Source organism: Bradyrhizobium macuxiense (genome assembly GCF_001542415.1).
GTDB lineage: Bacteria > Pseudomonadota > Alphaproteobacteria > Rhizobiales > Xanthobacteraceae > Bradyrhizobium > Bradyrhizobium macuxiense.
Map to the genome: position 1 here is coordinate 164,169 of NZ_LNCU01000042.1, position 25,382 is coordinate 189,550.

At 64.2% G+C, this 25,382-nt stretch carries 29 protein-coding genes; 13 read left to right on the forward strand and 16 right to left on the reverse strand.

Translation table 11 applies throughout. The features are described 5' to 3' along the window. Positions 1-586 precede the first annotated feature (586 nt). The 3 genes from AS156_RS15720 (at position 587) to gyrA (ending at position 4,698) form a co-directional block, all read left to right on the forward strand. The gene (locus AS156_RS15720; RefSeq protein ID WP_066505687.1) at positions 587-1,072 is read left to right on the forward strand and encodes a single-stranded DNA-binding protein; all 486 of its coding nucleotides are present in this window, start codon (positions 587-589) and stop codon (positions 1,070-1,072) included. A gap of 255 nt (positions 1,073-1,327) precedes the next feature. Further along, on the forward strand, positions 1,328-1,726 hold the full coding sequence (locus tag AS156_RS15725; RefSeq protein ID WP_066505908.1) for a DUF2306 domain-containing protein: 399 nt from the start codon (positions 1,328-1,330) through the stop codon (positions 1,724-1,726). Positions 1,727-1,959: 233 nt separating this feature from the next. Further along, positions 1,960-4,698: a DNA gyrase subunit A gene (gene gyrA / locus AS156_RS15730; protein ID WP_066505697.1), complete on the forward strand. Its 2,739-nt coding sequence runs from the start codon at positions 1,960-1,962 to the stop codon at positions 4,696-4,698. Positions 4,699-4,829: 131 nt separating this feature from the next. Here the strand turns inward: gyrA and AS156_RS15735 are convergent, their stop codons facing one another. The 3 genes from AS156_RS15735 to AS156_RS15745 all read right to left on the reverse strand — a co-directional run bounded on the left by AS156_RS15735 (position 4,830) and on the right by AS156_RS15745 (position 8,161). Then, positions 4,830-5,750, reverse strand: a complete 921-nt coding sequence (locus AS156_RS15735; RefSeq protein WP_245312834.1) for a phosphotransferase family protein — start codon at positions 5,748-5,750, stop codon at positions 4,830-4,832. A 114-nt stretch (positions 5,751-5,864) separates the two neighbouring features. Further along, a complete protein-coding gene (locus tag AS156_RS15740; protein WP_066505910.1) occupies positions 5,865-7,760 on the reverse strand; it encodes a potassium transporter Kup in 1,896 nt (631 codons plus the stop codon). Between the two features lie 143 nt (positions 7,761-7,903). Beyond that, a complete protein-coding gene (locus AS156_RS15745) occupies positions 7,904-8,161 on the reverse strand; it encodes a hypothetical protein (RefSeq protein ID WP_066505700.1) in 258 nt (85 codons plus the stop codon). Positions 8,162-8,427: 266 nt separating this feature from the next. On the opposite strand from AS156_RS15745, the gene coaD reads away from it, so the two are divergent. The 5 genes from coaD (at position 8,428) to queA (ending at position 11,647) form a co-directional block, all read left to right on the forward strand. Continuing rightward, entirely contained in the window at positions 8,428-8,925 is a 498-nt protein-coding gene (gene coaD / locus AS156_RS15750) for a pantetheine-phosphate adenylyltransferase (RefSeq protein WP_066505703.1), read from the forward strand. A gap of 46 nt (positions 8,926-8,971) precedes the next feature. Continuing rightward, positions 8,972-9,535: a peptidylprolyl isomerase gene (locus AS156_RS15755; protein WP_066505712.1), complete on the forward strand. Its 564-nt coding sequence runs from the start codon at positions 8,972-8,974 to the stop codon at positions 9,533-9,535. A gap of 6 nt (positions 9,536-9,541) precedes the next feature. After that, entirely contained in the window at positions 9,542-9,979 is a 438-nt protein-coding gene (locus AS156_RS15760) for a hypothetical protein (RefSeq protein ID WP_066505714.1), read from the forward strand. Then, the gene (locus AS156_RS15765) at positions 9,955-10,419 is read left to right on the forward strand and encodes a peptidylprolyl isomerase (protein ID WP_066505723.1); all 465 of its coding nucleotides are present in this window, start codon (positions 9,955-9,957) and stop codon (positions 10,417-10,419) included. Before AS156_RS15760 ends, AS156_RS15765 begins: the two co-directional genes overlap by 25 nt. A gap of 136 nt (positions 10,420-10,555) precedes the next feature. Further along, complete coding sequence (gene queA, locus AS156_RS15770; RefSeq protein ID WP_066505725.1) at positions 10,556-11,647, forward strand: tRNA preQ1(34) S-adenosylmethionine ribosyltransferase-isomerase QueA; 1,092 nt, start codon at positions 10,556-10,558, stop codon at positions 11,645-11,647. Positions 11,648-11,859: 212 nt separating this feature from the next. Here the strand turns inward: queA and AS156_RS15775 are convergent, their stop codons facing one another. From AS156_RS15775 to AS156_RS15790, 4 genes are all read right to left on the reverse strand, one after another. Next, the gene (locus AS156_RS15775; protein WP_066505728.1) at positions 11,860-12,885 is read right to left on the reverse strand and encodes an aspartate-semialdehyde dehydrogenase; all 1,026 of its coding nucleotides are present in this window, start codon (positions 12,883-12,885) and stop codon (positions 11,860-11,862) included. Positions 12,886-13,127: 242 nt separating this feature from the next. Beyond that, positions 13,128-13,748 carry a PepSY domain-containing protein gene (locus tag AS156_RS15780; RefSeq protein ID WP_066505730.1) on the reverse strand — a complete coding sequence of 207 codons (621 nt, stop codon included), beginning with the start codon at positions 13,746-13,748 and terminating at the stop codon, positions 13,128-13,130. Positions 13,749-14,027: 279 nt separating this feature from the next. Beyond that, positions 14,028-14,771 carry a TetR/AcrR family transcriptional regulator gene (locus AS156_RS15785; RefSeq protein ID WP_066505733.1) on the reverse strand — a complete coding sequence of 248 codons (744 nt, stop codon included), beginning with the start codon at positions 14,769-14,771 and terminating at the stop codon, positions 14,028-14,030. 98 nt (positions 14,772-14,869) lie between these two features. Next, a complete protein-coding gene (locus AS156_RS15790; RefSeq protein ID WP_066505736.1) occupies positions 14,870-16,009 on the reverse strand; it encodes a patatin-like phospholipase family protein in 1,140 nt (379 codons plus the stop codon). A 240-nt stretch (positions 16,010-16,249) separates the two neighbouring features. Here AS156_RS15790 and tgt point away from each other — a divergent pair, with 240 nt between their 5' ends. Beyond that, positions 16,250-17,383 carry a tRNA guanosine(34) transglycosylase Tgt gene (gene tgt, locus AS156_RS15795; protein ID WP_066505739.1) on the forward strand — a complete coding sequence of 378 codons (1,134 nt, stop codon included), beginning with the start codon at positions 16,250-16,252 and terminating at the stop codon, positions 17,381-17,383. Between the two features lie 9 nt (positions 17,384-17,392). Here tgt and AS156_RS15800 read toward each other — a convergent pair whose 3' ends face one another. Continuing rightward, on the reverse strand, positions 17,393-17,608 hold the full coding sequence (locus tag AS156_RS15800; RefSeq protein WP_066505742.1) for a hypothetical protein: 216 nt from the start codon (positions 17,606-17,608) through the stop codon (positions 17,393-17,395). A 225-nt stretch (positions 17,609-17,833) separates the two neighbouring features. On the opposite strand from AS156_RS15800, the gene cysK reads away from it, so the two are divergent. Beyond that, entirely contained in the window at positions 17,834-18,808 is a 975-nt protein-coding gene (gene cysK / locus AS156_RS15805) for a cysteine synthase A (protein WP_066505745.1), read from the forward strand. Between the two features lie 3 nt (positions 18,809-18,811). Continuing rightward, a complete protein-coding gene (locus AS156_RS15810) occupies positions 18,812-19,051 on the forward strand; it encodes a BrnA antitoxin family protein (protein WP_066505747.1) in 240 nt (79 codons plus the stop codon). A 111-nt stretch (positions 19,052-19,162) separates the two neighbouring features. Here AS156_RS15810 and AS156_RS15815 read toward each other — a convergent pair whose 3' ends face one another. Then, positions 19,163-20,041, reverse strand: coding sequence for a DMT family transporter (locus AS156_RS15815; protein ID WP_066505749.1), 879 nt, complete (start codon positions 20,039-20,041; stop codon positions 19,163-19,165). A 141-nt stretch (positions 20,042-20,182) separates the two neighbouring features. Between AS156_RS15815 and AS156_RS15820 the strand changes: the two genes are divergently transcribed. Beyond that, entirely contained in the window at positions 20,183-20,581 is a 399-nt protein-coding gene (locus tag AS156_RS15820; RefSeq protein ID WP_066505751.1) for a RidA family protein, read from the forward strand. Positions 20,582-20,592: 11 nt separating this feature from the next. Continuing rightward, a complete protein-coding gene (locus AS156_RS15825; protein WP_066505753.1) occupies positions 20,593-20,790 on the forward strand; it encodes a hypothetical protein in 198 nt (65 codons plus the stop codon). Positions 20,791-20,851: 61 nt separating this feature from the next. Here the strand turns inward: AS156_RS15825 and AS156_RS15830 are convergent, their stop codons facing one another. The 7 genes from AS156_RS15830 to AS156_RS15855 form a co-directional block, all read right to left on the reverse strand. Continuing rightward, a complete protein-coding gene (locus AS156_RS15830; protein WP_066505757.1) occupies positions 20,852-21,406 on the reverse strand; it encodes a hypothetical protein in 555 nt (184 codons plus the stop codon). Further along, on the reverse strand, positions 21,351-21,710 hold the full coding sequence (locus AS156_RS44400; RefSeq protein WP_082747525.1) for a hypothetical protein: 360 nt from the start codon (positions 21,708-21,710) through the stop codon (positions 21,351-21,353). The genes AS156_RS15830 and AS156_RS44400 overlap by 56 nt, the downstream gene beginning before the upstream one ends. Positions 21,711-21,902: 192 nt before the next feature. Beyond that, entirely contained in the window at positions 21,903-22,502 is a 600-nt protein-coding gene (locus AS156_RS15835) for a formyltransferase family protein (RefSeq protein WP_066505762.1), read from the reverse strand. Positions 22,503-22,604: 102 nt separating this feature from the next. Further along, a complete protein-coding gene (locus tag AS156_RS15840; RefSeq protein ID WP_066505765.1) occupies positions 22,605-23,894 on the reverse strand; it encodes a hemolysin family protein in 1,290 nt (429 codons plus the stop codon). Between the two features lie 210 nt (positions 23,895-24,104). Then, positions 24,105-24,353: a hypothetical protein gene (locus AS156_RS15845; RefSeq protein WP_066505768.1), complete on the reverse strand. Its 249-nt coding sequence runs from the start codon at positions 24,351-24,353 to the stop codon at positions 24,105-24,107. A 140-nt stretch (positions 24,354-24,493) separates the two neighbouring features. After that, on the reverse strand, positions 24,494-24,694 hold the full coding sequence (locus AS156_RS15850; RefSeq protein ID WP_066505770.1) for a hypothetical protein: 201 nt from the start codon (positions 24,692-24,694) through the stop codon (positions 24,494-24,496). Between the two features lie 94 nt (positions 24,695-24,788). Further along, on the reverse strand, positions 24,789-25,067 hold the full coding sequence (locus AS156_RS15855) for a hypothetical protein (RefSeq protein WP_066505775.1): 279 nt from the start codon (positions 25,065-25,067) through the stop codon (positions 24,789-24,791). Positions 25,068-25,382: the final 315 nt, after the last annotated feature.

Consider the following 25,382-nt stretch of genomic DNA (forward strand, 5'->3'; position numbering starts at 1 on the left):
CCCAGCCGCCGTTGGCGCCGATATAGAAGCCGGTCCAATCATAGATCGGAGCCACGATCGGCGGCGCCTTGGTGTAGTAGGGACGTGCCGCGAGGTCGGCCGCAGCCGCCGGCGCAGCGAATGCAATCAGTGCTGCCGTAGCCAGCAAATACTTTTTCATGATCAATCTCCCCACCCGTTCCGCTTCCTTGGTCCCGAAGCGGCGGCGCGAGCGCCCGCGCCATCTGGTCACATCTATACTCCGACTCAACCGGAAAGACCGTCTCCCAAATGCCACACTCGCGGACGAAATGTGGCCATTGCAAGTCATTGATGTGTATTATGTTTTTCGAGCGTCGGGACCGCCTCCGGCCGCCTGTTCGGTGGAACCGGTCCGATAATCGCTGCTACGGCTGGTTGTAGAGAACGAAGCTGGAACATTCAGCCGCGCAGCGCTATATGTGGGGATAACCGCGGGACGGCTGCGCGACGGCGCAGGCGACGGGCCGGTGTCGGCGTATAGGGTCGTTCGCGACGCCTGCAGTAAGTGGCGAAGGTTGAGAGTGGCGGCCGATGTCCGGCTGCCCGGTTTTGTGGAGATGATGCGATGGCAGGAAGCGTGAACAAGGTGATTCTGGTCGGAAACCTCGGCAAGGATCCGGAAATCCGGCGGACCCAGGACGGTCGTCCGATCGCAAATCTTTCCATCGCCACCTCGGAAACCTGGCGCGACAAGGGCACCGGCGAGCGCAAGGAAAAGACCGAGTGGCATCGCGTCGTGATCTTCAACGAAGGGCTTTGCAAGGTTGCCGAGCAGTACCTGAAGAAGGGCGCCAAGGTGTACATCGAGGGTCAGTTGCAGACCCGCAAATGGACCGACCAGAGCGGTGTCGAGAAGTATTCGACCGAGGTCGTGCTGCAGGGCTTCAACTCCAACCTCACCATGCTCGACGGGCGGGGCGGCGGAGGCGGCAGCTTCGCCGATGATGGCGGCAGCGATTTCGGGTCGGCCGGTCCGGTCAGCTCGGCGCCGCGCCGCGCGGTCGCCGCGGGCAGCCGCAACAGCGACATGGACGACGACATTCCGTTCTGAACGGAACGTCCGCACTTCCATCCGATCCACAGCGACGCCGCTCCGTGAAGATCATTTCGCGGAGCCGCGTCATTTTGCGCGATGATCGCGCTTTCATGTGATCGATTAATATAACTCGGTATATAACTGATACCGCTTACGTATCTCCCTCGGCATGTCGGCGAGGTTTCGCGTTTTGACAGAGGTAAATGTTAATGTTATTAACATTTGCCTGCGGCGAAGCGTCTGCCGTGATTGACATTCAAGGGCTGCACCGTGAGCCTCGCACCGTTGCTCGAAGCCGCCCCGGCAATCCCGCTCCATGCCTTCGCCGCGATGGCGGCCTTCGTGCTCGGCTCGATTCAACTCGCCGCGCCGAAGGGCACGCTGCCGCATCGGACACTCGGCTGGATCTGGGTGATCCTGATGCTGGTCGTGGCGCTGAGCTCGTTCTGGATCCATCAGATACGACTGGTGGGCCCGTGGAGCCCGATCCATCTGCTGTCGATCTTCACGCTGGCGATGCTGGTGCTCGGCGTGACAGCGGCTCGAGGCCATAATGTCCGCACCCACAAATTCACGATGATCGGAATCTTCTTCGGCGCGCTCGTGATCGCCGGGCTGTTCACCTTCGTGCCCGGCCGGATCATGCATGCGGTGGTGTTCGGGCAGTGAGCAGGCAGCCCAGCGCCCAACAGAGCTTTCGCCCGCCCTTCGACGTCAGCTATTTGCCCTCAAAACGAGCCGCTGTCGGCCGCGCAAAACCACCGCGTCGGGGAACTCGATGAGCGGCCGGTAAGTGCATGAAAAAACGAAGGGAAAAACGACCGTCGAGAGCCGGGCGAGGGTGGTTTTCGGGCCCTCGATACGCTATATGATTCTCGAGTAAAACGATCCGGATTTCCCCTTTGTCCGATACCGAAGACGACAAGCCCGGCGAGCCGCCGGTGCCCTCCGACATTCGTCCCGTTTCGATTCTCGACGAGATGAAGAAGTCCTACCTCGATTACGCCATGAGCGTGATCGTGTCGCGTGCGCTGCCCGATGCGCGCGACGGGCTGAAGCCGGTGCACCGGCGCATCCTGTACTCGATGCACGAGCAGGGGCATACGCCGGACAAGAAGTACGTCAAATCGGCGCGCGTGGTCGGCGACGTCATCGGTAAATATCATCCGCACGGCGACCAGTCGATCTACGACGCGATGGTCCGCATGGCGCAGGACTTTTCCATGCGCGTGCCGCTGGTCGACGGCCAGGGCAATTTCGGCTCGATCGACGGCGATCCGCCGGCAGCCTATCGATATACCGAAGCGCGCCTGACGCGCGCGGCGCAGGAAGTCATCGGCGACATCGACGAAAACACCGTCGACTTCCAGCCCAACTATGACAATTCCGAGCAGGAACCGTCGGTTCTGCCGGCCAAGTTTCCGAACCTTCTGGTCAACGGCGCCGGCGGCATCGCTGTGGGCATGGCAACCAACATCCCGCCGCACAATCTCGGCGAGGTGATCGATGCCTGCGTGGCGCTGATCGACAATCCGGCGCTCACGATCGACGAACTGATCAACATCATTCCCGGACCCGACTTCCCGACCGGCGGTATCATCCTCGGTCGCCAGGGCATCCGTAGTGCATACCACCTCGGCCGCGGTTCCATCGTCATGCGCGGCAAGGTCGAGTTCGAGACCATGCGCAAGGAGCGCGAGGCGATCATCATCACCGAAATTCCCTATCAGGTGAACAAGGCGACGATGGTCGAGCGGATCGCCGACCTCTACAAGGAAAAGAAGATCGAGGGTATCGCCGATCTACGCGACGAGTCCGACCGCGACGGCTATCGCGTCGTGATCGAGTTGAAGCGTGAAGCCGTGCCCGACGTGGTGCTCAATCAGCTGTACCGGTTCACGCCGCTGCAGACGAATTTCCCCGCCAATATGCTGGCCTTGGACTCCGGTCGTCCGCAGACGATGACCCTCAAGGACCTGCTCACCATCTTCGTCGGCTTCCGCGAGCAGGTGGTCACCCGTCGGACCAAGTTCCGGCTCGGCAAGGCGCGTGACCGCGCCCATATCCTGGTCGGCCTTGCAATCGCCGTCGCCAACATCGACGAAATGATCCGCGTGATCCGGACCTCGCCCGATCCGAACACCGCGCGCGACACGCTGATGTCACGCGATTGGGCGGCACGGGACGTCGAGGCGATGATCACGCTGATCGACGATCCCAGGCACCGTATCAACGATGACGGCACGATCCGATTGTCGATGGAGCAGGCGAAAGCCATCCTCGACCTGCGGCTGCAACGGTTGACCGCACTGGGGCGGGAGGAGATTTCCGAAGAGCTCGACAAGCTCGCGGTGGAGATCGCAGATTATCTCGACATCCTGCGTTCACGTGCCCGCGTTCAGGCGATCGTCAAGGACGAACTTGCCGAGGTGAAGCAGAAGTTCGCCACCCCGCGCAAGACCATCATCGTCGAGCAGGAAGGCGAGGTCGAGGACGAGGACCTGATCCAACGCGAGGACATGGTCGTAACGGTATCGCACGCCGGCTATGTCAAGCGCGTCCCGCTGTCGACCTACCGGGCGCAACGCCGCGGCGGCAAGGGCCGCGCCGGCATGCAGACCCGCGACGAGGATTTTGTCAGCCGTCTGTTCGTGGCCTCGACGCATACGCCGGTGCTGTTCTTCTCCTCGCGCGGCCAGGTCTATAAGGAAAAGGTCTGGCGACTGCCGATGGCCGCACCGAATGCGCGCGGCAAGGCGCTGATCAACATCCTGCCGCTCGAGCAGGGCGAGCGCATCACCACCATCATGCCGCTGCCGGAGGACGAATCCTCCTGGAGCAATTTCGACGTGATGTTCGCAACGACAGGCGGCAACGTCCGCCGCAACAAGCTGTCCGACTTCGTCGACGTCCGTCGCTCCGGCATCATCGCGATGAAGCTCGATGAGGGCGAGGCGATCGTCGACGTGCAGATCTGCACCGAGCGTGACGACGTGCTGCTGACCGCCGCCGGCGGCCAGTGCATCCGCTTCGCGGTCCCCGACGTGCGCGTCTTCACCGGCCGCACCTCGATGGGCGTGCGCGGCATCGCGCTTCCGGAAGCAGACAAGCTGATCTCGCTGGCGATCCTGCGCCATGTCGAGACCACGTCGGACGAACGCTCGGCCTACCTGAAGATGCGCCGCGCAGTCGCCGGCGAAGCTGCTGCCGAGGAGCCGGCGGAGGCCGAGGGCGAGGAGACCTCGAACGCGATCCAGCTGTCGCAGGAGCGCTATGCCGAGCTTTCGGCCGCGGAGCAGGTGGTGCTCACCGTCTCGGTCAACGGTTACGGCAAGCGGACCTCATCCTACGAGTACCGCACCACCGGCCGCGGCGGCAAAGGCATCGTCGCGATGAGCGTCAACAACCGCAACGGCAAGCTGGTCGCCTCGTTCCCGGTCGAGGATGCCGATCAGATCATGCTGGTCACCGACAAGGGCCAGCTGATCCGCTGCCCGGTCGCCGACATCCGTGTCGCCGGCCGTTCGACCCAGGGCGTGATCGTGTTCGACACGGCCGAGGACGAGCATGTGGTCTCGGTCGAGCATATTCCGGAAGAAGAGAACGGCGAAAACGGCAACGGCAACGGCAACGGCGGCTAGCGCCGCCGCCGTTGCGGCTCAGGATCGTCCGATACCCGCCTTTTGCTGAGATTGTCTGCAGCTCGGATGGAGCGGCGCGAAATCCGGGCTTCTCGCAACGCTGGGGCAGTTGCCCCGAATTGCGCTGCGCTTCATCCGGGCTTACGGGACCAGGCGGCTTCCTCCAGCGCTCCTGTGAGCTCCGGGAGTGCGTCTGCACGGCCGATCTGGGCCATCCAGCACCAGAGCTCCAGTGTGCAGGCCAGTCGATAAAGTTCGATCGTGGCCTGCCAATCCGGGCGATCGCGTGTGCCGTGGCCTTCGAGCAATCCCTCCCGCTTCGGCAAATCCTTCGGCGTGAAGTAATAGAGCGCCTTGGCGATATCCATCAGGGGATCGCCGGCGGTGGCGTTCTCGAAATCGACGATACCGCAGAGCCTCGGTGAGCCCTCCGCAGTCACCAGTATGTTGCTGGCGTGGAAATCATAATGGCAGAGGCGGAGCGTGACGGCGGCGTCGAGCAGGCCGCTGCGCGCGGCAATGCTGTCGCGCAGCCGCGCGCTCAGCGCTTCGTCGCCACCGCGGGTGCAGAATTCGGTGAGCTTGCGCGCGAACTGGGCGGACATGTAGGCGCGGTTGCTGGCGTGAGATGTCCAGACGCCGTTCGGGCCGATATAGCCGAAACTGCCGAGGACGACCTCGTTGATCCGACGCATCGCGGCGCCCATCTCGGCATGGACCGCGAACAGCTCCTGATCCGTCAGTGTCGGCTCGCGGTGGCCGAGCACGACGCCGTCGAGTTTCGTCAACAGCACGAAGCTGAGGTCGATTACCGCGCGGGTATCATCGGCGAGCAGGATGCGGGGGACCGGCAGGTCGGCTTTGTCGAGAAGTCCGAGGACGTAGACCTCTTTCGCCATCTTCCACTGCAATGATTCCGGGTAAATCTTGAGGATACAGCTTGCCGCGTCCGTCAGCGCGATCTCGAGAATTGTACTGATTTCGCCGCCGCGCAGCTCGATGACGTCGCACACCGTTGAGCGAGGGACCACGCGATCGACGATCGTCTGCACCTGCTCGCGAGATCGCGAGCCGGGGCTTCAGCTGAAGAGGCGGATCGTCTGACACGCTTTCCCCCGCAAGTGCCGGTTGGCCGGATGGAGCGAAGCGAAATCCGGGCTACGACGCTAGATTTCGATCTCCGTGCCGAATTCCACGACTTGTCCGCTTGGGACACCGAAGAAGGCGGCGGTCCGTTCGGCGTTGCGCTGGAGGAAGGCGAACAGCGATTCCCGCCACACCCACATGCCCGGAATATCCTCGCTCGGGATAATGGTCTCGCGGCCGATATAGTAGGTCACGTCGGACAGATCGATGCCGGGCAGCTTGCCTTGCCGGCAGGCGAGCTTCAGCCCTTCATAGATCGTCGGATACTGCATGAAGCCGTAATGCAGGATGATCCGGGTGATGCCCGGGATGATCTCGATCACCTCGGCGCGGTCCTCATCGGATATCCGCGGCAATTCCTCGATCTGCACGGTGACCAGCAGCACGCGCTGATGCAGCACGTGATTGTGCTTGACGAACTGCGTCAGCGCGAGCGGCACCCCCTTGGGCGCCGATGCCAGGAATACGGCGGTGCCGGGCAGGCGGCTCTGGCACTTGTTGACCGCGGTCTCGATCAGATCCTCTTCCGGCTGGCGCAACTTGCCGCGCGCCTTCTCGACCAGCTTCACGCCGCCGCGCCAGGTCATCATCAGGAACGCCACGGCGGCCGCGAGCAGCAGCGGGAACCAACCGCCCTCGAACAGCTTCTCGGTGTTGGCCGCGAAGAAGATCGTATCGATGATGAAGAAGAAGCCGTTCACTGCGATCACGAGGATCGGCGGATAGCCCCACTGGATCGCGACCAGGGCCGCAAGCAATGTCGTGATCGCCATCAGCAGCGACACGGCGATGCCGTAGGCGCCGGCGAGAGCGTCCGACGTGCCGAAGGCCAGCACCGCGCCGAGCGTTGCGGCGGCGAGCAGCCAGTTCACCAGTGGCACGTAGATCTGCCCGATCGCATCGCTAGTGGTGTGCTGGATGTGCATGCGCGGCAGGAAGCCTAGCTGGATCGACTGCTGGGTCAGCGAGAACACACCCGAGATGATCGCCTGCGAGGCGATCACAGTGGCGACTGTGGCGAGCAGGATCATCGGATAATGCGCCCAGTCGGGAGCGAGCTGGAAGAACGGATTGTCGATCGAGGTCGGGTCGTTGATCAGTTCGCCCGCCTGGCCGAAATAATTCAGCACCAGTGCCGGCAGGCAGATCGCGAACCAGGCCAGCCGGATCGGGAAGCGCCCGAAATGCCCCATGTCGGCGTACATCGCCTCTCCGCCGGTGACGGCAAGGAATGCGGCGCCGAGAATGGTGAAGCTGATATGGAAGTCCTGGTGGATCAGGAAATCGAACGCGTAGAACGGACTAAGCGCCACCAATACGCCGGGGGCCTTGACGATGCCGTGGATGCCGAGCGCCGCCAGCACCGCGAACCAGCCGAGCATCACCGGGCCGAAGATCCGGCCGATGAAACTCGTGCCGTGCTTCTGCAGCACGAACAGGCCGACCAGGATGATGATGGTCAGCGGCACCACCATGGGCGTTAGCGACGGCGCGTCGACCTTCAGGCCTTCGATGGCCGACAGCACCGAGATCGCCGGGGTGATCGCGCCGTCGCCGTAGAGCAGGGCAGCGCCGATCAGGCCAACGATCAGAAGCTGAGCGCGCCAGGTGCCGGGCGCGGCGTTGCGCGCCGACAGCAGGGCCAGCAACGCGACGATGCCGCCTTCGCCGCGGTTGTCCGCACGCAGGATCAGCCACGCATATTTCAGCGAGATGATGAGAATCAGCGCCCACAGGATCAGCGAGACCACGCCGAGGGTGGCGTCCGCGGTGAGGGGGCCCCCATGGGCCGCGGCCTTGGCCGCTTCCTTCAGGGCGTAAAGAGGGCTCGTGCCGATATCACCATAGACAACCCCGAGCGCGCCCAGGGTCGTTGCGAGCGGAAGGGGGCTCGGATGGTGGTCGGAGGAAGCGATGGCGGGCGTACTGGTCACGTGCAAATCCCCCGATGCCGCGCGCCCGCCGGGACATCCGGTGGGCGCATTCGACTATAGTCTGCGACGGGTCGTCGCAAATTTCTATGGGATTTGCGTGACGGAGCTAGCTGACGCCGGGCTGACTACGGCGTGCGGTCGGCGGTGACGAGGCGGGCTTCACGAACCGACTGCTTGCTGCCGGCGGTGTGCAGGCATGATGCATCGAAATTCGGCCAGGCTTGCTGCGAGCAGTCCTTGGCAGCCGGACGGATATCCAGGCGATCGGCCTTGGCGAGCGGCTGCGGGGTAGAGGCTTCGACCTGCGGAGCGAAGCCGGGCAGAACGGTAAGCGCCGCGGCGATGAACGCGGCAATTGCGATAGCGGAAAATGCCTTGATCATTGACGGTCCCTTGTGGTCGGGCCCCCCGGGCCCGTCGTTTCGTTGTCCAACCTGTATCGGCCGCCCGTTTCCTGATGTCTTCGCCGTGCGCGAAATTGGTTTCGTCCGGGGCCGGTTTGTTTCGTCCGCCAACGGCTGACGAAACATTCGGCCTGATAGACGCTGGGATGCCAGGAGTGGTTCACTGGCCGAGGTGAAATAAAAAGGCCGGGCGCCGGGGAACCGGGCCCGCTTGCCGGGGAATGCAGGGCGGGTTAGAGGGGACCATGTCCCGTATCGCGCTCTATCCTGGCTCCTTCGATCCCGTCACCAACGGCCACCTGGATGTGGTCCGGCAGGCCGTCCATTTGTGCGACCGCCTGATCGTCGCCATCGCCGTCCATCCCGGCAAAAAACCGCTGTTCTCGACCGATGAGCGGTTTGAAATGCTGCGCGAGGTGTGCGGGCCGATCGCCCAGAAGGCGGGCTGCGCCTTCGATTGCACGACCTACGACAATCTCACGGTGACAGCGGCGCGGAAGCTTGGTGCGAACATCATGATTCGCGGCCTGCGCGACGGCACCGATCTCGACTACGAGATGCAGCTTGCGGGCATGAACGAGGCCATGGCGCCGGAGGTGCACACCGTGTTCGTTCCGGCATCGGTCGCGGTCCGCCCGATCACTGCCACACTGGTACGTCAAATCGCCCAGATGGGCGGCGACTTCTCTGCATTCGTGCCGTCATCAGTCGCCGCTAGCCTGAAGGCCAAATTCGCCGGCTGAGATGCCGGCGCCCGCCACATCCCGAACGTTCTGATCCGGAGTTTCCATGATCCGAATTCTTGCATTCGTTGCCGCGCTGTTCTGCGTCGTTCCCGCGATCGCACAGCCGCTGCCCGCCGGTCTCGACAAGGCCAATGCGATCGTGATCGACACCACCAAGGGCCGCATCGTCATCAAGCTGCGCACCGACATCGCGCCGAAGCACGCCGAGCGCATCAAGCAGCTCGCGCGCGAGGGCTTCTACAACAACGTGCCGTTCCACCGCGTGATGGACGGCTTCATGGCGCAGACCGGAGACGGGCAGAATTTCAACGGCACCGGCGGATCGAAATATCCGAACCTGAAGCAGGAATTCTCCAACGTGCCGTTCAAGCGCGGCATCGTCGGCATGGCCCGGCGCGGCGACAGCGTCGACAGCGCCAATTCGCAATTCTTCATCATGTATGCCGACGGCCCGAGCCTGAACGGCCAGTACACCGTGATCGGCGAGGTGGTGCAGGGCATGGACGTGGTCGACAAGCTGAAGAAGGCGCCTGCGGGTTCCGCCAGCGGCACCGTCACCGATCCCGACAAGATGGTGAAGGTGCAGGTCGCATCCGACATCAAGTGATCCATGATGGCGGCGCGCAGCAAGCCATGGTTCTGGTTTGCCGCGCCGCTCGTGTGGCTTGCGCTGACCGCGCCGGCGCCAGCCGAGCCCCAGCAACTCGACACGATCAAGGATGTCGTCCTGGCCATTCACCGATGCTGGAGACCGCCGCCGCTGGAGAAGGCAAGCCCGATCGACATCACGGTCATCGTGAGCTTCAACCGGAATGGCGCGATCCTCGGGCATCCCAGGATCAGCTACGAATCGGAGCAGGCGACCGATAATGACCGGGTGCAATACCGGATCGCGGTGATGGAGGCGTTGCAACGCTGCACGCCGTTGCCATTTACGGAGAGCTTGGGCGGCGCGGTGGCCGGCCGTCCGTTCGCGATCCCGTTCAGGAACAAGAAATATCCACCCAGAAGCCAGGAGAAGCGAGCATGGCTGCTACCGAGAATACTCTGATCCTCGAAACCACCCAGGGTCCCGTCACGATCGAGATGCGCCCGGACCTCGCGCCCAACCACGTCGCGCGGATCAAGGAGCTGGTGCGCGAAGGCTTCTACGACGGCATCGTGTTCCACCGCGTGATCGATGGCTTCATGGCGCAGACCGGCTGCCCGCAGGGCACCGGCATGGGCGGTTCCGGCAAGAAGCTGAAGGCCGAGTTCAACAAGGAGCCGCATGTCCGCGGCACCGCCTCGATGGCCCGCGCCGCCAACCCGGATTCCGGCGACAGCCAGTTCTTCATCTGCTTCGACGATGCCTCCTTCCTCAACGGCCAGTACACGGTCTGGGGCAAGGTCACCGAGGGCATGGAGAACGTCGACAAGATCAAGCGCGGCGAGCCCGTGAAGGATCCGGACAAGATCGTCAAGGCGCGCATGGCCGCCGACGCGGGATAACTGGCTTCCCTCATGGTGAGGAGCCTGCGCAGCAGGCGTCTCGAACCATGAGGCCACGATGCAGCAACGAACTGGGCCTCATCCTTCGAGACGCGCTGTCGCGCTCCCCAGGATGAGGGTCCAGTGTGCCGATTGAATGCGCACCGATCTCTTCGATTTCGAACTACCCCCTGAACGCATCGCGCTCCGGCCCGCGAGTCCGCGCGATTCCGCGCGGATGCTGGTCGTGTATCCCGACGGCGTGCTGCGCGACGCAGGGATCGCCGATTTGCCGAACTGGCTGGAAGCCGGCGACCAGATCGTGGTCAACGACACCAAGGTGATAGCGGCCCAGCTCAAGGGCCGCCGCATCGGGCGCGAGACCGAACCGAAGATCGAGGCGACGTTGATCAAGCGGCTCGACGGCTCGCGCTGGCAGGCGCTGGTCAAGCCGGCAAAGAAGCTTGCCGTCGGCGACATCGTCCGCTTCGGCAATGAGGGCAAGGTCTGCCTGCTCGGTCATCTCGATGCCGAGGTCGAGGCCAAGGGGCAGGAGGGCGAGGTGACGCTGTCGTTCTCGTTCCATGGCCCCACCCTGGACCAGGCGATATCGGACGTCGGCGCGACGCCATTGCCGCCCTATATCGCCTCGAAGCGGACGCCCGACGATCAGGACAGCGCCGACTACCAGACCATGTTCGCGACGAACGAAGGCGCGGTGGCCGCGCCGACCGCGGGCCTGCATTTCACGCCGGCGCTGGAGGCCGCGCTGCGTGCTCGCGGCGTCGGGCTGCACCGGCTGACGCTGCATGTCGGGGCAGGGACGTTCCTGCCCGTGAAGGCGGAGGAGACGTCCGAGCACAAGATGCACGCCGAATGGGGCCGCATCAGCGCCGAGACCGCATCTGCCCTGAACGCCGCGCGCGCCGATGGCGGCCGCATCGTCGCCATCGGAACGACGTCGCTGCGGCTGCTCGAAAGCGCCACGACAGCCGACGGCACCGTGCATCCGTTTGCGGCCGAGACCTCGATCTTCATCACGCCGGGCTATCGCTTCCGCGCGGTGGATATTCTCCTGACCAACTTCCACCTGCCGCGCTCGACGCTGTTCATGCTGGTCTCGGCCTTCTCCGGGCTCGCGGCGATGAAGAGCGCCTATGCGCACGCGATCAAGCACGGCTATCGATTCTATTCGTATGGAGATGCGTGCCTGTTGTTTCGGGCGCACGAGCCGCATGCCGATTTGTAGATGCGTAGGGTGTTCGCAAGCGCAACTCTATAACCGTCACCCTGAGGAGGCTGCCAACGGGTCCGCGCAAAGCGCGGCCCGATGATAAACTCAGCAGCCGTCTCGAAGGACGACGGCCCAACTGGGGCCGTGCATCCTTCGAGACGCGCTACGCGCTCCTCCAGCGACAAAGGCGAAGCCTTTGTGCGGGGAGACGGGTCAAGAAGTTTACCTCACGCCGGCACGCGCTCGGGCAACAGTTCGGCGATTTGGACCGCGTTGAGCGCCGCGCCCTTCAGGAGCTGATCGGCCGCGACGAAGATCGAGATCGAATGCCCGGAGGGATCGCTGAGATCCTTGCGGATGCGGCCGACGAGGACGTCGTCCTGTCCAGAGGCGTCGATCGGCATCGGGAAGTAGTTCTTCGCGCGGTCGTCGACCACCTTCACGCCCGGCGCCTGCGCCATGATCGCGCGCACCTGATCCTCGGTGATCGGCTTTTCGCATTCGAAGGTGATCGCCTCGCAATGCGCGCGCAGCACCGGCACGCGGACGCAGGTGACGCCGATCGCGATGGTCTCGTCCTCGAAGATCTTGCGGGTCTCCTTGATGACCTTGGTTTCTTCGTCGTTGTAGCCGGTCTCGGGATCGACTGATGTGTTGTGGTTGAACAGGTTGAACGCATAGGGGTGCGGCATCACCTTCGGCGTGTAGACCTGTCCGTTGAGATTGGCGCGGGTCGATTCGACGAGCTCGTCCATCGCGGCTGCACCGGCGCCGCTCGCGGCCTGATAGGTCGAGATGATGACGCGCTTGATGTGGTGCTTCTGATGGATCGGCCAGAGCGGCACCAGCGCGGTGATCGCGGCGCAGTTCGGATTGGCGATGATGCCCTTGTGATCGCGGATGCGGCGCGCGTTGATCTCCGGGATCACCAGCGGCACGTTCGGATCCATGCGGAAAGCCGAGGAGTTGTCGACCACGACGGCGCCGGACTTCACCGCCAGCGGCGCGAACTTCTTCGAGATGCCGCTGCCGGCCGAGAACAGCGCGATGTCGACGCCCTCGAAGGCGCGCTCGGTGAGCTCCTCGATCACGATGGGCTTGCCGCGGAAGTTGACGGTCTTGCCGGCCGAGCGGGCGCTCGCCAGCGCCTTCAGCTTGCCGACGCGGAAGCCGCGCTTGTCCATGGTGGCGATGAATTCGGCGCCGACGGCGCCGGTGACGCCGACAATCGCGACGACGGGATCGTTACTCACTTTGTCCTCCGTTCAAGATGTGCTGCAGACAATAAAAAAGCCCCGGACCTTCATCAGGCGGGGCTTCGGGTAGAGATGATGCGGTTCGACCGACTACGCGCGCACGCCTCCCGAGGCCCCGGAGGGCTTGGTGGTTTTGGTCGTGCGTTTGGTCGCGTTGATCATGGTGCGGACTTATGCGGGAGAGATCGGCGTCCGTCAACGGCTTTTGGGCGAAAGGGTGGCGCGCGCCGGCGCCGGCATCACCGCCGTCGGACCCCGGGCGGCTGGAGGATAACTTCTTTCAGATCGGCGCCGCTGACGACGACGATCACGAAATTGAGCTTGCCGCGATCGCGCGTCAGCCCACCGCTGATCGCCTTTCCCGAGGTGGCGTGCTCGGCGACGCGCACGGCATCCGCCAGCCGGTGCCGGAGGCTCCGGAGCACCACCAGATTGCTGCGGTCCTCGTCGTCCAGCATCGCCAGCGGTGAGGCGGCTTCGCCGCCGGTAATTGCGCCGGTCGCGGCGTTGATGGCGTGCTGCCACACGCGATCCTGCTGGACCGTCTTGACCCGGTAGACCGCGGGCTCCACGCCGCCGTCGAAGCTGACATCCGCGGTCGTCGCACCGGCATGCTGCGCCTCGGCGATCGCCATGGCCTGGCGCAGCGAGACCTGGGCGGCCCGGAAGCTGTCGATCTCGCGGCGGACCGCCTGGGCGTCGAGCTGCGCGCCGTCGTCGTCCTGCAGCGAGCCCGCCGCGGCATTCGAGGTGGCGACCGCATGGGCCGGAGTTGCGAAGGGCAGGGAGAGCAATGCGATCGCGAGCAGCCGCGTTCCGAACGCCCAATGCCCCAGCCTGCGCAGTCGTCCTGTCGTCATCGTCGAACCCGTGCTGTGCGCGCTTCACGTGGCCGTGCAGAAGGAGAAAGCGCGGCCGACCTTGTGCTTGAGGTCGGCCGCCGAACGTCTGGCGGAGCGACGGCGGAGGCTCCGTTGCGGCGATCGAAGTTTATCAGGCGACGCGAGACCCTTGGGGGGCTCGTTGCAGTGGGTTCGCGTCTCTTTATAAATAAAACCATACGGTGTCGTTTTGTTTCGGTCAAGGGCAGAATTGCCGCGGTGCACGGGGCGAATCGATACGAGACCTGCGTGGAACCGTCAGCGCGCCGGCCGGCGGCGGGGCGCCTTGGCGGAGGAGATATGAGCCCGACCCGGCGGTCCAAGGGCCCCGGCGAGAAAAAGCCTGATCGATACTTCCATGCGCTTCTCGGCGGTCGTCATTTCCACCGGAATACCGAACGTCGCCATCCGGTGGGTGTGACCGACGACCATGTTGAGAAACGTCTCGGCGGCGATCGTGGTGTCCTCGAGATCGAGTGCGCCGCTGTCGACCAGATGCTCGAAGAAGTCAGCCGTGGTCGAAACGGCTTTCGACCAGCCCTCATCGACGGCAAGCTTGGCGACCTCGGGGAAATTGATCGCCTGCGCGGTCAGGATACGGCTGAATGCGATGGAGTCCGCGCTGCAATTCAGCGTCAACAGCTGGCGTCCGAGATCGATCAGACGCTCCTCGACCGAACGATCCGAGGCACTGTCGACCCGCATCTCGGCCGCTGCGGCGGCGAGCGGAGCGAGCCAGCGCGCGATTTCGCGCCTGAGCACGGCGGTGAACAGCCCTCGCTTGTCGCCGTATTGCGCATAGACGGTGGGCTTGCTGACGCGGGCGGCCTCGGCCACGGCGTCGATCGAGGTTGCATCGAAGCCGCGATCAAGGAACAGGCGCGTGGCGACCTCGATCAGCCGCTGGTCGCGCTCGATCGCGGCATCCCGGGTCGGCCGGCCGCCGCGCGACTTCGGAACGTTGCGTTTCGCTGCCTTGACCCTGGTCGCGGTCAATCCCATTCCCATTCATCTCGTTGTGTGTCGGACGGGTTTGTCCGGTCTATAACCCGCGGCGGCCGGATTCGTCCATGCGGGGGCGCAGCTAGGGCGGCTGCCTCTCACGGAGGCGTCGACGCCCAGGCACGGCCGGATGCGGCCTTCTCGTAGCCGTACTGATACAGGGCGCGCATGTACGCCGTGTCGAATCCTGGCGAGTCCGACGAGGGATAATCACGCTCGATATAGGACAGATGGAAGCCCAGCCGGTTGCGCTGGGCGAAGTCGTAGGTCGACAGGATGACCGACCGCGTTTGCGCCTGCGTGATTGCGGAGATGCTGCGCGAGGCGACGTCGACCGTGGAATTCGAGACGAGCTCGAACCCTTGTTCGAGCTTCTTGTTGACGAGAATGTAGATGTTCAGGCGCCGGTTGGCGGGCCATTTGCGGTCCCGAAACAGCAGGGCGTCCGGCAGCGTCAGGACCGGCGCCGTCACGCCGCCATCGACGTGCATCTCCTGGAAACGCCGGCCCTGGCCTTCCGCGTCGATCATGATCGGCGGAAACACCAATGGAATGCTGGCCGAGGCCGCCATGACATCGCGGAACAACTGCAGCGCCTCCGGGGTTCCGACGGCGGCGATCCGGCCCATGTCCCAGATCACCGAGCGCTGGGTGTCGAGATCGGTGGTGACGATCAGGAGCTTCCGGCCCTTGGCGTTCTCCTGCGCGACTTCGCTCAGGATCTCCGGCCCGACATAGCGGGCCACGAGCTCGCGCAACCGCTTGTTGCCGAACAGGCCGGAGCCGAACAGCACCCGCATCAGGCTGGGATCCTTGAGCAGGGTCTCGGCAATGCCGCTGGTGTAGACGTCCTTCAGCGTCGCGTCGTAGCGTGAGCCAAGGAATGCGAAGGGGGCGATCAGGCCGCCGGTGCTGACCCCCGATACGACCGAGAAGGTCGGGCGGGTGCCCGCTGCCGTCCAGCCATTCAGGACGCCCACGCCGTAAGCCCCGTCGGCGCCGCCGCCTGAGAGCGCCAGATAGGTGGTGATCGGCGCGCGGATCTCCTTGTCGAGGCGGAATTTCGTCGCCGGCTCGTCGGCGTAGCGCCGTAGCCCGTCGAGGTCGAGCACGCGCGCATCGGCAGCGTCAGCAGCGGTGTAGGGCAAGCGCGGCGCAAGTGTGCTGCAGCCCGCCAGCGCGAGCGCGAGGCCGCAGAGCAGCGCCACCCGCCATGCCGTGTGCGCGACAGATGCCATGAGCCGACGAGCGACGCGGGTGGACGCTAACGCCTTGCGGGCTGGAAACATCGGTCGCCTGTCACTCTCTGAAGCACATGCAGGCGCCGAGGGCATCTCATCGCCACGTTGTCGTCATAAAACGATACGGTTTCGTTTTGTTTAAATAAAGGCAGCGACGACGGCAAGCCCCGTTCGGTCGCTCCCGAAGCCCCGCGAGGCGGGTTGATCGGGCACCGACGGCACGCAATAAGCAGCCGCATGAATCTTCCCAACCATTTCGAACTCCTCGCCACCGACGGCGCCGCCCGCACCGGGCGCCTGACGACGCCTCACGGAGTTGTGCGGACGCCGACGTTCATGCCGGTCGGCACCGCCGGCGCGATGAAGGGCATGCATTGGCGCGAGGTGCGCGAGGCCGGGGCCGACATCGTGCTCGGCAACACCTATCACCTGATGCTGCGGCCGGGCGCCGAGCGGGTCGCCGGGCTGGGCGGCTTGCAGCGCTTTACCGGCTGGGGTGGCCCGATGCTGACGGATTCAGGCGGCTTCCAGGTCATGTCGCTCTCGGAGCTCCGAAAGGTCACCGAGAAGGCTGTCACGTTCCGCTCACACATCGACGGCGCCAAGGTCGAATTGTCGCCGGAGCGTTCGATCGAGGTGCAACGATTGCTCGGCTCCGACATTGCCATGCAGATGGACGAATGCGTCCGGCTACCAGCCGAGCGCGCCGACATCGAGCGGGCGATGCAACTGTCGCTGCGCTGGGCCGAGCGCTCCAAGCGCGCTTTCGAAGCCGCGCCTGACGGCTACATGTTGTTCGGCATCGCCCAGGGCGGCGACGTCCCGGCGCTGCGCCAGGTCAGCGCACGGGGGCTCACCGATATCGGTTTTCACGGTTACGCGATTGGCGGCCTCGCGGTCGGCGAGCCGCAGGCGGTCATGCTGTCGATGATCGAGGAAACAGCGCCGGCGCTCCCTGCCGACCGGCCGCGCTATCTGATGGGCGTCGGCACGCCCGAGGACATGCTGGAGGCGGTGGCGCGCGGTATCGACATGTTCGACTGTGTGATGCCGACACGGAACGGACGCCACGGCATGGCGTTCACCCGGTTCGGCCAGATCAATCTGCGCAACGCCCGCCATGTCGACGATCCGCGGCCGCTGGACGAGGAAAGCCCGTGGCCGGCGGCGCGCAGCTATTCTCGTGCCTATCTGCACCATCTGGTGCGGTCGGGCGAGACGCTGGGCGCGATGCTGCTGTCGGAAATCAACGTCGCCTATTACCAGGAGCTGATGCAGGGCATCCGCGGCGCGATCGCGAACGGCACTTTCGAGAGCTTCAGAAACCAAACGCGCGCCGGGTGGGCGCGCGGGGACATCACTCAGAGGTGAGTGGCTTCGTCAGTTGCAGACGATCGGCTTCACCGAATGTTTGGTCACGAAGCCGTAACCGCAGGTGTCGCAGGTCCAGAGATAACTGATCAAATTGTCATGGAGGTAGGCGGACGCTTCCGCCGCCACCATGGAATCGGCACACACCGGACAGGTCGGTAGATCGCAGCCACGCGGATCAGGCCTAGACGCGACGGTCGACCGGAATTCAGCAAGCGCTGGCATCGTGACCTCCTTTGCGTTCTGAGCGTGTGATGGAAGTATATAGCCCGAATTGTTTGACCTTGTCGCAACACAAATGCGTAGGTTTTACGTTATTTGCGCAGGCTCTCATTTTGCGATGCAACGAATGCCGGATGAATCGGTTTCTCACTTGCGCGGTATGACGCGCTGCATCACATTTCAATGTGACCGCATCACTCTCGCACATTTGGCTACAGGAGCCGCTTGATGGACGCATCGTCGACAACGAGTGCAGTGCAACCCGGACGCGGCCGCGTCTTCGACTCCATCGTCGATGCAATCGGCGACACGCCGGTCGTCCGCCTGCGCAGGTTGCCACAGGCGAGCGGCGTCAACGCCACGATCCTTGCCAAACTGGAATACTTCAACCCCGCGGCAAGCGTGAAGGATCGCATCGGTGCCGCGATGATCGTCGCAATGGAGAAAGCGGGCATCATCAATCCCGAAACCGTGCTGATCGAGCCGACATCCGGCAACACCGGGATCGCGCTCGCCTATGTCGCAGCATCGCGCGGCTATCGCCTGAAGCTGGTGATGCCGGAATCGATGTCGATCGAGCGTCGCCGTATGCTGGCGTTCCTCGGCGCCGAGATCGTGCTCACGCCGGCGTCGCAGGGCATGAAGGGGTCGATCGCGACCGCCGAAGAGCTGGTGCGTACGACACCGAATGCGGTGATGCCGCAGCAGTTCAAGAACCTCGCCAACCCCGAAATCCATCGCCGCACCACGGCCGAGGAGATCTGGAATGATACCGGCGGCAACATCGACTACTTCGTGGCCGGCGTGGGTACCGGCGGCACCATCACCGGGGTCGGGCAGGTGCTGAAGCCGCGCAAGCCGTCGTTGCGGATCGTCGCGGTCGAGCCCGAGGAGAGCCCCGTGCTCTCAGGCGGCCAGCACACGCCGCACAAGATCCAGGGTATCGGCGCCGGGTTTATTCCCGAGATCCTCGACCGGTCGGTGATCGACGAGATCGTCAAGATCAACAGCGCGACCGCGATCGAGACCTCGCGGGCGCTGGCGCGCAGCGAGGGCATTCCCGGCGGCATTTCATCGGGCGCAGCGATCGCTGCGGCGTTGCAGATCGGCGAGCGCCCCGAGGCGGCGGGCAAGACCATCCTGGCGATTGTGCCCTCGTTCTCGGAGCGCTATCTGTCGACTGTGTTGTTTGAAGGAATTTAAAACATGGCTGATCAGCCGAGGCGACCGCGGACCCTGAGCGATGCCCGCAGCGAGGCCGAAGCGGCCTTCAAGCGGGCCACCACCAAGGTTGCGGAAGCGCCGCCGAAGGTGACAACGGCCCCGGGCATACGCGAACAGGTCACGCTGCGGATCGATCAGGACGTCCTGGAATACTTCCAGGAGGGCGGTCCCGGATGGCAGGACCGCATCAACGCGGCGCTCCGTAAGGCCGCAGGGAAATAGCACCGTCTCAATACAGCAAGCCCGGGGCGCTCCCGGACTTCTCGCTGTCGATGCGCTGCGGCATTGTGGGATGTACCGGCGCGTGACGTGGTTCACATAGCGTGGGCGAATTCAAGTTCCGGCGCGCGCCGCGACCGCCGTGCTCGGCTTCAGGTTCAGAAGATTGCCGCAGAGGATCATCGCTGCGCCGAGCACCGTGAAGGCGTCGAGCCGTTCCGCGTAGATCAGCCAGCCGACGAGCGCGGTCAGCGGGACCCGCAGGAAGTCCATCGGGATCACCACCGTGGCGTCGGCGTGCAACAGTGCGCGTGCCATGCAGTAGTGCGAGAACGTGCCGCAGAACGCGATCACCACGAGCCAGCCCCAGGTCACGAGCGATGGCCAGGTCCAGACATAGAGCGCCGGGAAGAAGCTTGCGGCCGACTGCACCACCAGCATCCAGAAGATGATCGCCAGCGTCTGCTCCGTCCGCGTCAGCGACTTCACGATCGCAATCGAAACGCCGAAGCCGACGGCCGCCCCGAGCGCGATGAGCTGGCCCGGATTGATCTCGCCGGTTGCTGGCCGCACGATCGCGAACACGCCGACAAGGCCGAGCATGATCGCTGCGATCTTCATGGCGGTCATCCGCTCGCCGAGGAAGCTCGCGGCGAGGATCGCGGTCCAGATCGGCATGGTGAACTCGATCGCAACCACCTGGCCGATCGGGATCAGCGTCAGCGCAAAGAACCAGCCGAGTTGCGCGCTGAAATGGATCAGGTTGCGCACGATGTGCACATGCACCCGAGCCGTCTTCAGAATTGCGAAGCCGCCGTTCACGCGGATCAGCGGATAGAGCATCGCGAAGCCGAGCACCCCGCGTACGCCCATCAGCTGGAAGACGTTCACCTCGCGCGTCGCCTCGCGGCCGGCGACTGCGACGATCAGCATCAGCGCGAGCCAGCCGGACATCCACAGCGCGGCGCGGGTCTTTGAGGGCGTGCGGTCCATGGTCGGGAACGAGGCGGGGAGAGACCTGCGGTATCGACGAGATGGTCGCAATTTGCAATGCGCAATTCTGCCGATGCGGTGATGCCCCGCCGATGCGATCGGTGCTAAGCATCGGTCCGGAATAACGAGGAGGATCTGCCTATGCATGTCTTGCAACCGGCCGAATGGTCGAAACCCCGCGGCTTCTCACACGGCGTCGCTTTCGACGCCCCTGGCAAGTGGATCGTGCTGGCCGGCCAGACCGGTGGCGACGAACAGGGGGCGTATCAGCCCGACATGGCCGCCCAGGTCGGCACCGCGCTGAAACGCATTATCAAGCTGCTCAACGAAGCCGGCGCAGGACCCGAGCATATCGTTCGCCTGACCTGGTACCTGACCAGCCGCAGCGAATACGAGGCCGCGGGCGCGGGCATCGGCGCGGCTTGGAAGGAGACCATCGGGCGCAATTTTCCGCCCTCGACGCTGCTCTACATCGACGGACTGGTGGATCACCGTACCAAGGTCGAAATCGAAGTTACCGCGTTCGTGCCTGCCGCATAGGACTTGATGCCATGAACAATCTCACAAGGCCGGAATATCTCACGGGGTTCGCGACCGGTTGGCCCGAACAGCAACCCGACATCATGGTGATCTCCATGACGACGGAGAAGGGCGTGCACGACTTCTTCGTGAACAAGGAACAGGCGCTGCTGATTGCTCGCACCATCCAGCAGACCGCCGAGAAGCTCGCGACGCCACCCGGGGCATAACGTTCGACCAACAAAAAAGCCCTCGGGGGTCGACCCGAGGGCTTTTTCGTGGGCGTATCCGTTACCGCACCAGCGCGATGTTCGCGCCGCGGAACTGGCTGTCGGCTCTGATGGAAACCGATTGCCGGTTGCCGCTGGTGCGCATCGAGATGTCGGCATTGAAGCCCGGGGCGCTGGCGAGCACCTGGAAGTTGCCTCCGCCGCCGCGACCCCGCAGGTCGCCGCTGACGTTGCGGCTTGACTCGCTCCAGGATCCGGTGACCGCGCTGCCCTCGGCCTGCACGTCGGCCGCCAGGTTGAACTTGTAGGCGTCGCTCGCGCAGGTCAGGCTCATGGTCATCCGCGGGCCGCTGACGCGATAGGTTGCACGGCAGCGAATCCGCTCACTCGAACCGTCGTCCAGCATGACTGAGCCGCTGCCGGACCATGTGCCGGCCATGCCGGCGAACGGACCCGACTGCGCATGTCCGGCTGAGCTAGCCAGGGCAGTCACGAAAAACGCGACGGCTGCAAATGCGGGCCGCCGCGCCTTGGCGAAAAATCCTGATGTGCTGCTGAGCTTACTGACGAGATGCTTCCCATCGGCCGCTGCACGGTACGCCAGCTGATGCCCCATTCCACTTCCCCGATCCGGAGTTGCCACTGAGTTGACCGTTCGCATATGCACCATTGATCGAGACTCGCACAAGTCCCCCGCTGCCGACGGTTCCGGAGATCGCCGCACCCTGTGCCGAGACCTTTCCTTCGCTCACAGTCACCATCGAACTGGTCGATGGTTCGCAGCTGCCGGTCTTGGTCACGACAGTAACGTTCCAAAGGCCGTCATAGGGCTGCTGGGCGGAAACGGGACCCGCCGCGACAAGGGCTGCGGAGGCGGTGATGGACGCAATAAGCAGGTCCCGAATGCGGGTCGAACGCATGAATCAAATTCCTGTCATTGTGGAGATGGCGCAGCTTATCCGGGCACAATGTGACCAAAATTTGCTGCGTCGCAAGAGTCCCGGAAAGTTCCTGTGAACTCAAGCACATCATAGTGAACCAGGATGGTGAATACAGCTCGATTCACGGCGATGGATCGGGGTACCCGTGCCACAGATGCGTTGTTTTGATACCTAGTGCTTGCTCCCGGGCATGCTGGGCGCCTTGGTTGCAAACTCTTCGTCCTGCGGCTCCGACGGCAGGGTCTTGTGGGTTTTGGCGTGGTCGATGACCTGCGCGAGCAGGCGCAGGCCGAGTGGCGCCAGTGCGCGCTCCCAGAGCTCGCGTGCAGTCTCGCCCTTCTTCACGAAGACCCAATCCTGGGCAGCGATCGCGCCCGCATCCATCCGATCGGCGAGGTGATAGATGGTGCCTCCGGCGATCGGGTCGCCTTCGTTGATGGTCCATTCGACAGCCGCGATACCGCGGTGCCGCGGCAGCAGCGATGGATGGTAGCCAATGCCGCCCAGCCGCGCTGTCGCGAGCGCCTCCTTGCTCACGCGGGCGTGGCTGTGAGCCGTGACGATCAGGTCAGTGTCCGGGGCAATCTCGGATGCGGTCACCAGCTTGGGGTCCGCCTGCACGACAACATCGATGCCGGCCGCCCTCGCTGCCGCCGCCAACCGGTCCTCGCCGTCATGAACCACGACCCTCGCGATCGCGATGCCGTGGTCGCGCAGCATGTTCAGGGTCGTCACACCGAAATGGCGGGAACCGACGAGAGTAATTTTCATGGGGACTAGTTCCGTGGTTGGCGGGTCGCTATGCGGATAGCACACCGCGGCAGCCCAGGTCGTCTTCCTGCCGGTTATCAACAGGGCGGGCGGATGGCAATGTCAGGCCGCCTGCAGGCGGCTCGCCAGCACCTTGTCGATACGCCGGCCGTCGAGATCGACGATCTCGAAGTCCCAGCCCTGCGCATGGATCTTGGCACCGACCTCGGGGATCGCGCCGAACGCGTGCAGCAGGAAGCCTGCCGCGGTCTGGTACGGCCGCGGCGAGGGCAGTGCGATGCCGAGCAGTTCGGCGAGTTCGAGCGCAGGCATCCAGCCCGAGATCAGGTAGGAGCCGTCGCTGCGCCTGACATAGGCCGGTTCGGCCGGACCTTCCTCGGTGTGGAAGGCGCCGACGATGGCTTCGAGAATGTCGAAGCTGGTGACGACACCCTGGAAGGTGCCGTACTCGTCGTGCACGAGGCCGATATGCACGGCGGAGTCGCGCAGGATCGCGACTACGTCGCGGGCGTCGACGGTTTCCGGAATGATCGGCGCATCGCGCGTCAGCGCGCGGATGTCGGGCGTACGGCCGTCGAGATAGATGTCGAGTACGTCCTTGGCCTGCACGATGCCGAGCGCGTGGTCGCGATTGCCGTCGAACACCACGCAGCGAGAGTGATTGCTCTTCTGCAGTGCCGACAGGATTTCCGATGCGGGGCTGGACAGGTCGATCAGGCTGACCTCGTGGCGCGGCGTCATCACCGCGCCGACCGGTAGGTCGCCAAGCCGCATCACGCCGGCGATCATCTCCTTCTCGCCGGGCTCGAGCACGCCGGCGTTCTCGGCTTCGACCACCAGCGTCTTGATCTCGTCCTCGCTGACGCGGTCCTGCGCGTCCTCGCGATGGCCGAGCAGCCACAATAGTGCCTTGCCGGAGTGGTCGAGCAGCCAGACCACCGGCAGCGACAGTTTCGCCATCAGCGTCATCGCCGGGGCGACCTTCACCGCGATCGCCTCGGGATCGCGCAGCGCGATCTGCTTCGGCACCAGCTCACCGATGATCAGCGAGGCATAGGTGATCACGCCGACGACGAGGCCGACGCCGATCGCATCGGCAATGCGCGGCGACAACCCGAGCTCGATCAGCCATTGTGTGAGGCGCTGTCCGAGCGTCGCGCCCGAGAATGCGCCCGACAGCACGCCGATCAGCGTGATGCCGATCTGCACGGTGGAGAGGAATTTTCCGGGATCGGAGGCCAGTGCGAGCGCGAGGCGTGAACCGCCGACGCCTTTCTCGACCAGCGCCGCAAGCCGCGCCGGGCGCGAGGAGACGATGGCAAGCTCCGACATCGACAAGAGGCCGTTGACGACGATCAACACCGCCACGATCGCAAGTTCCAGATATAGCACGAGAGTCCCTGAGGATTGGCGGCATTGGCCGCGGCACAACAGCACCAATATAAGCACGCCGACGCAGCTTTGCTGTGCCTTGTGGGGTAGCGGTGATAAGCTGATAGCGCGTACGACCCGCATGCATGCAAAGTCGCGGCATTTTGGCGCGCCACTCTGCCGTGAGCGCTGTCGGACCGCGCGACGAAAGCCGGCGGTCCGCTCCCGAGGCTAACTCCAGGCCAGCAGCCGCAACGCCGGCTTGGCGAATGTCTTGGGCGGCGTGGCCGGAGGCTCGGGCCGCCGCTCGGATACGGCCTGCAGATGCATGCGCAAGTCCGCGGTGCATTGCTTCATCTGGTTACGCAATTCGCGGCGGGAGAAGGCGGTGAGCGAGGGGTCGCCTAGCTGCACCCAAGCCGCGCGCAGCCATTCCTGCAGGGCACGAATATTCTGATCCAAGGCTTCGGGCTGTGTCATGCCGCCAAACCTCAAAGAGTGATCAGATGTGAAGTAACGCTGATTCGCGTTATTTCACCTAGCGAGATATTGAGCGGATGAATGCGCGGCGTGCTAGAACGCGGCCGCGGCAGGTGGGTGATGCCGCGATCCGCGCGACGTCAACCGGCCTTGTCGGGCCGGGAGCGCAGCAGGTCCAGCGCGACCGGGAGCGCAAGGAAAAGCGCCGCAGCCATCGAGAGGCGGCGGATCTGTGCGCCGGGCAGGCCGAAATCATGGGCGACATAGGCGAGCATGATCGCCGCGTAGGCGGCAACGCAGATTGCGACGATGATGGTCGCGAAGTCGATCTTGCTGTCCACGGCGGCACCGCGTTGTGGCGGAGCCGGTGTAGCGCAGCTGACGGCGGCAGAGTGTGAGATAGCTCACGAGTGATGCGCTGCTTGCGCGGCCGGTCTACTCCGCACAGAGGTAGGTGCGCGGGATGAGACGGTAGGCGGTGTAGCGATAGTACGGACGATACGCGTAGCCGCGATGGATGGCTTGCGGCTCGCTATAGAGGGCGCCGCGGTAGGCGTTACGCACGGGACCGGCGCTGCAGCGGTAAGGGACCCAGGCGTGCTGCAACGGCGCGTGCGCAGCACGTTTTGAAACGGCCGGCCAGAGTTCGTCGGCTGCCGCAGGCAGTGCGGTGACGATCAGGGCCAGGGCGAGGTGCACCGGTGCACGTCTCATCTGCTCACCTCATCGCGGGCCGGGCAGGCCCGTCGCACAAGGCTGCCAGCAATCTCACCGATGGTCCATGGCCTCCGGACTATTTCCGGCTCGGCAGCTTGACCGGGACGTGGGGCGAAGTGCTCACCACGCGCGGGCCTCCGTCGGGATAGGTTTGGCTCTGGAGCAGTGTCTCGAGATACAAAATGAACTTTTCAGAAAGCATGGGCGTAGCCCTTGTCGATTATTCCTATTGGTCGTAGCCGGCGCGTGAAAATTCGATCAACAAAACGCGAAGCGCGTCGGTTTCGCGATGTTGCGCCGCCGTCGCGCGCA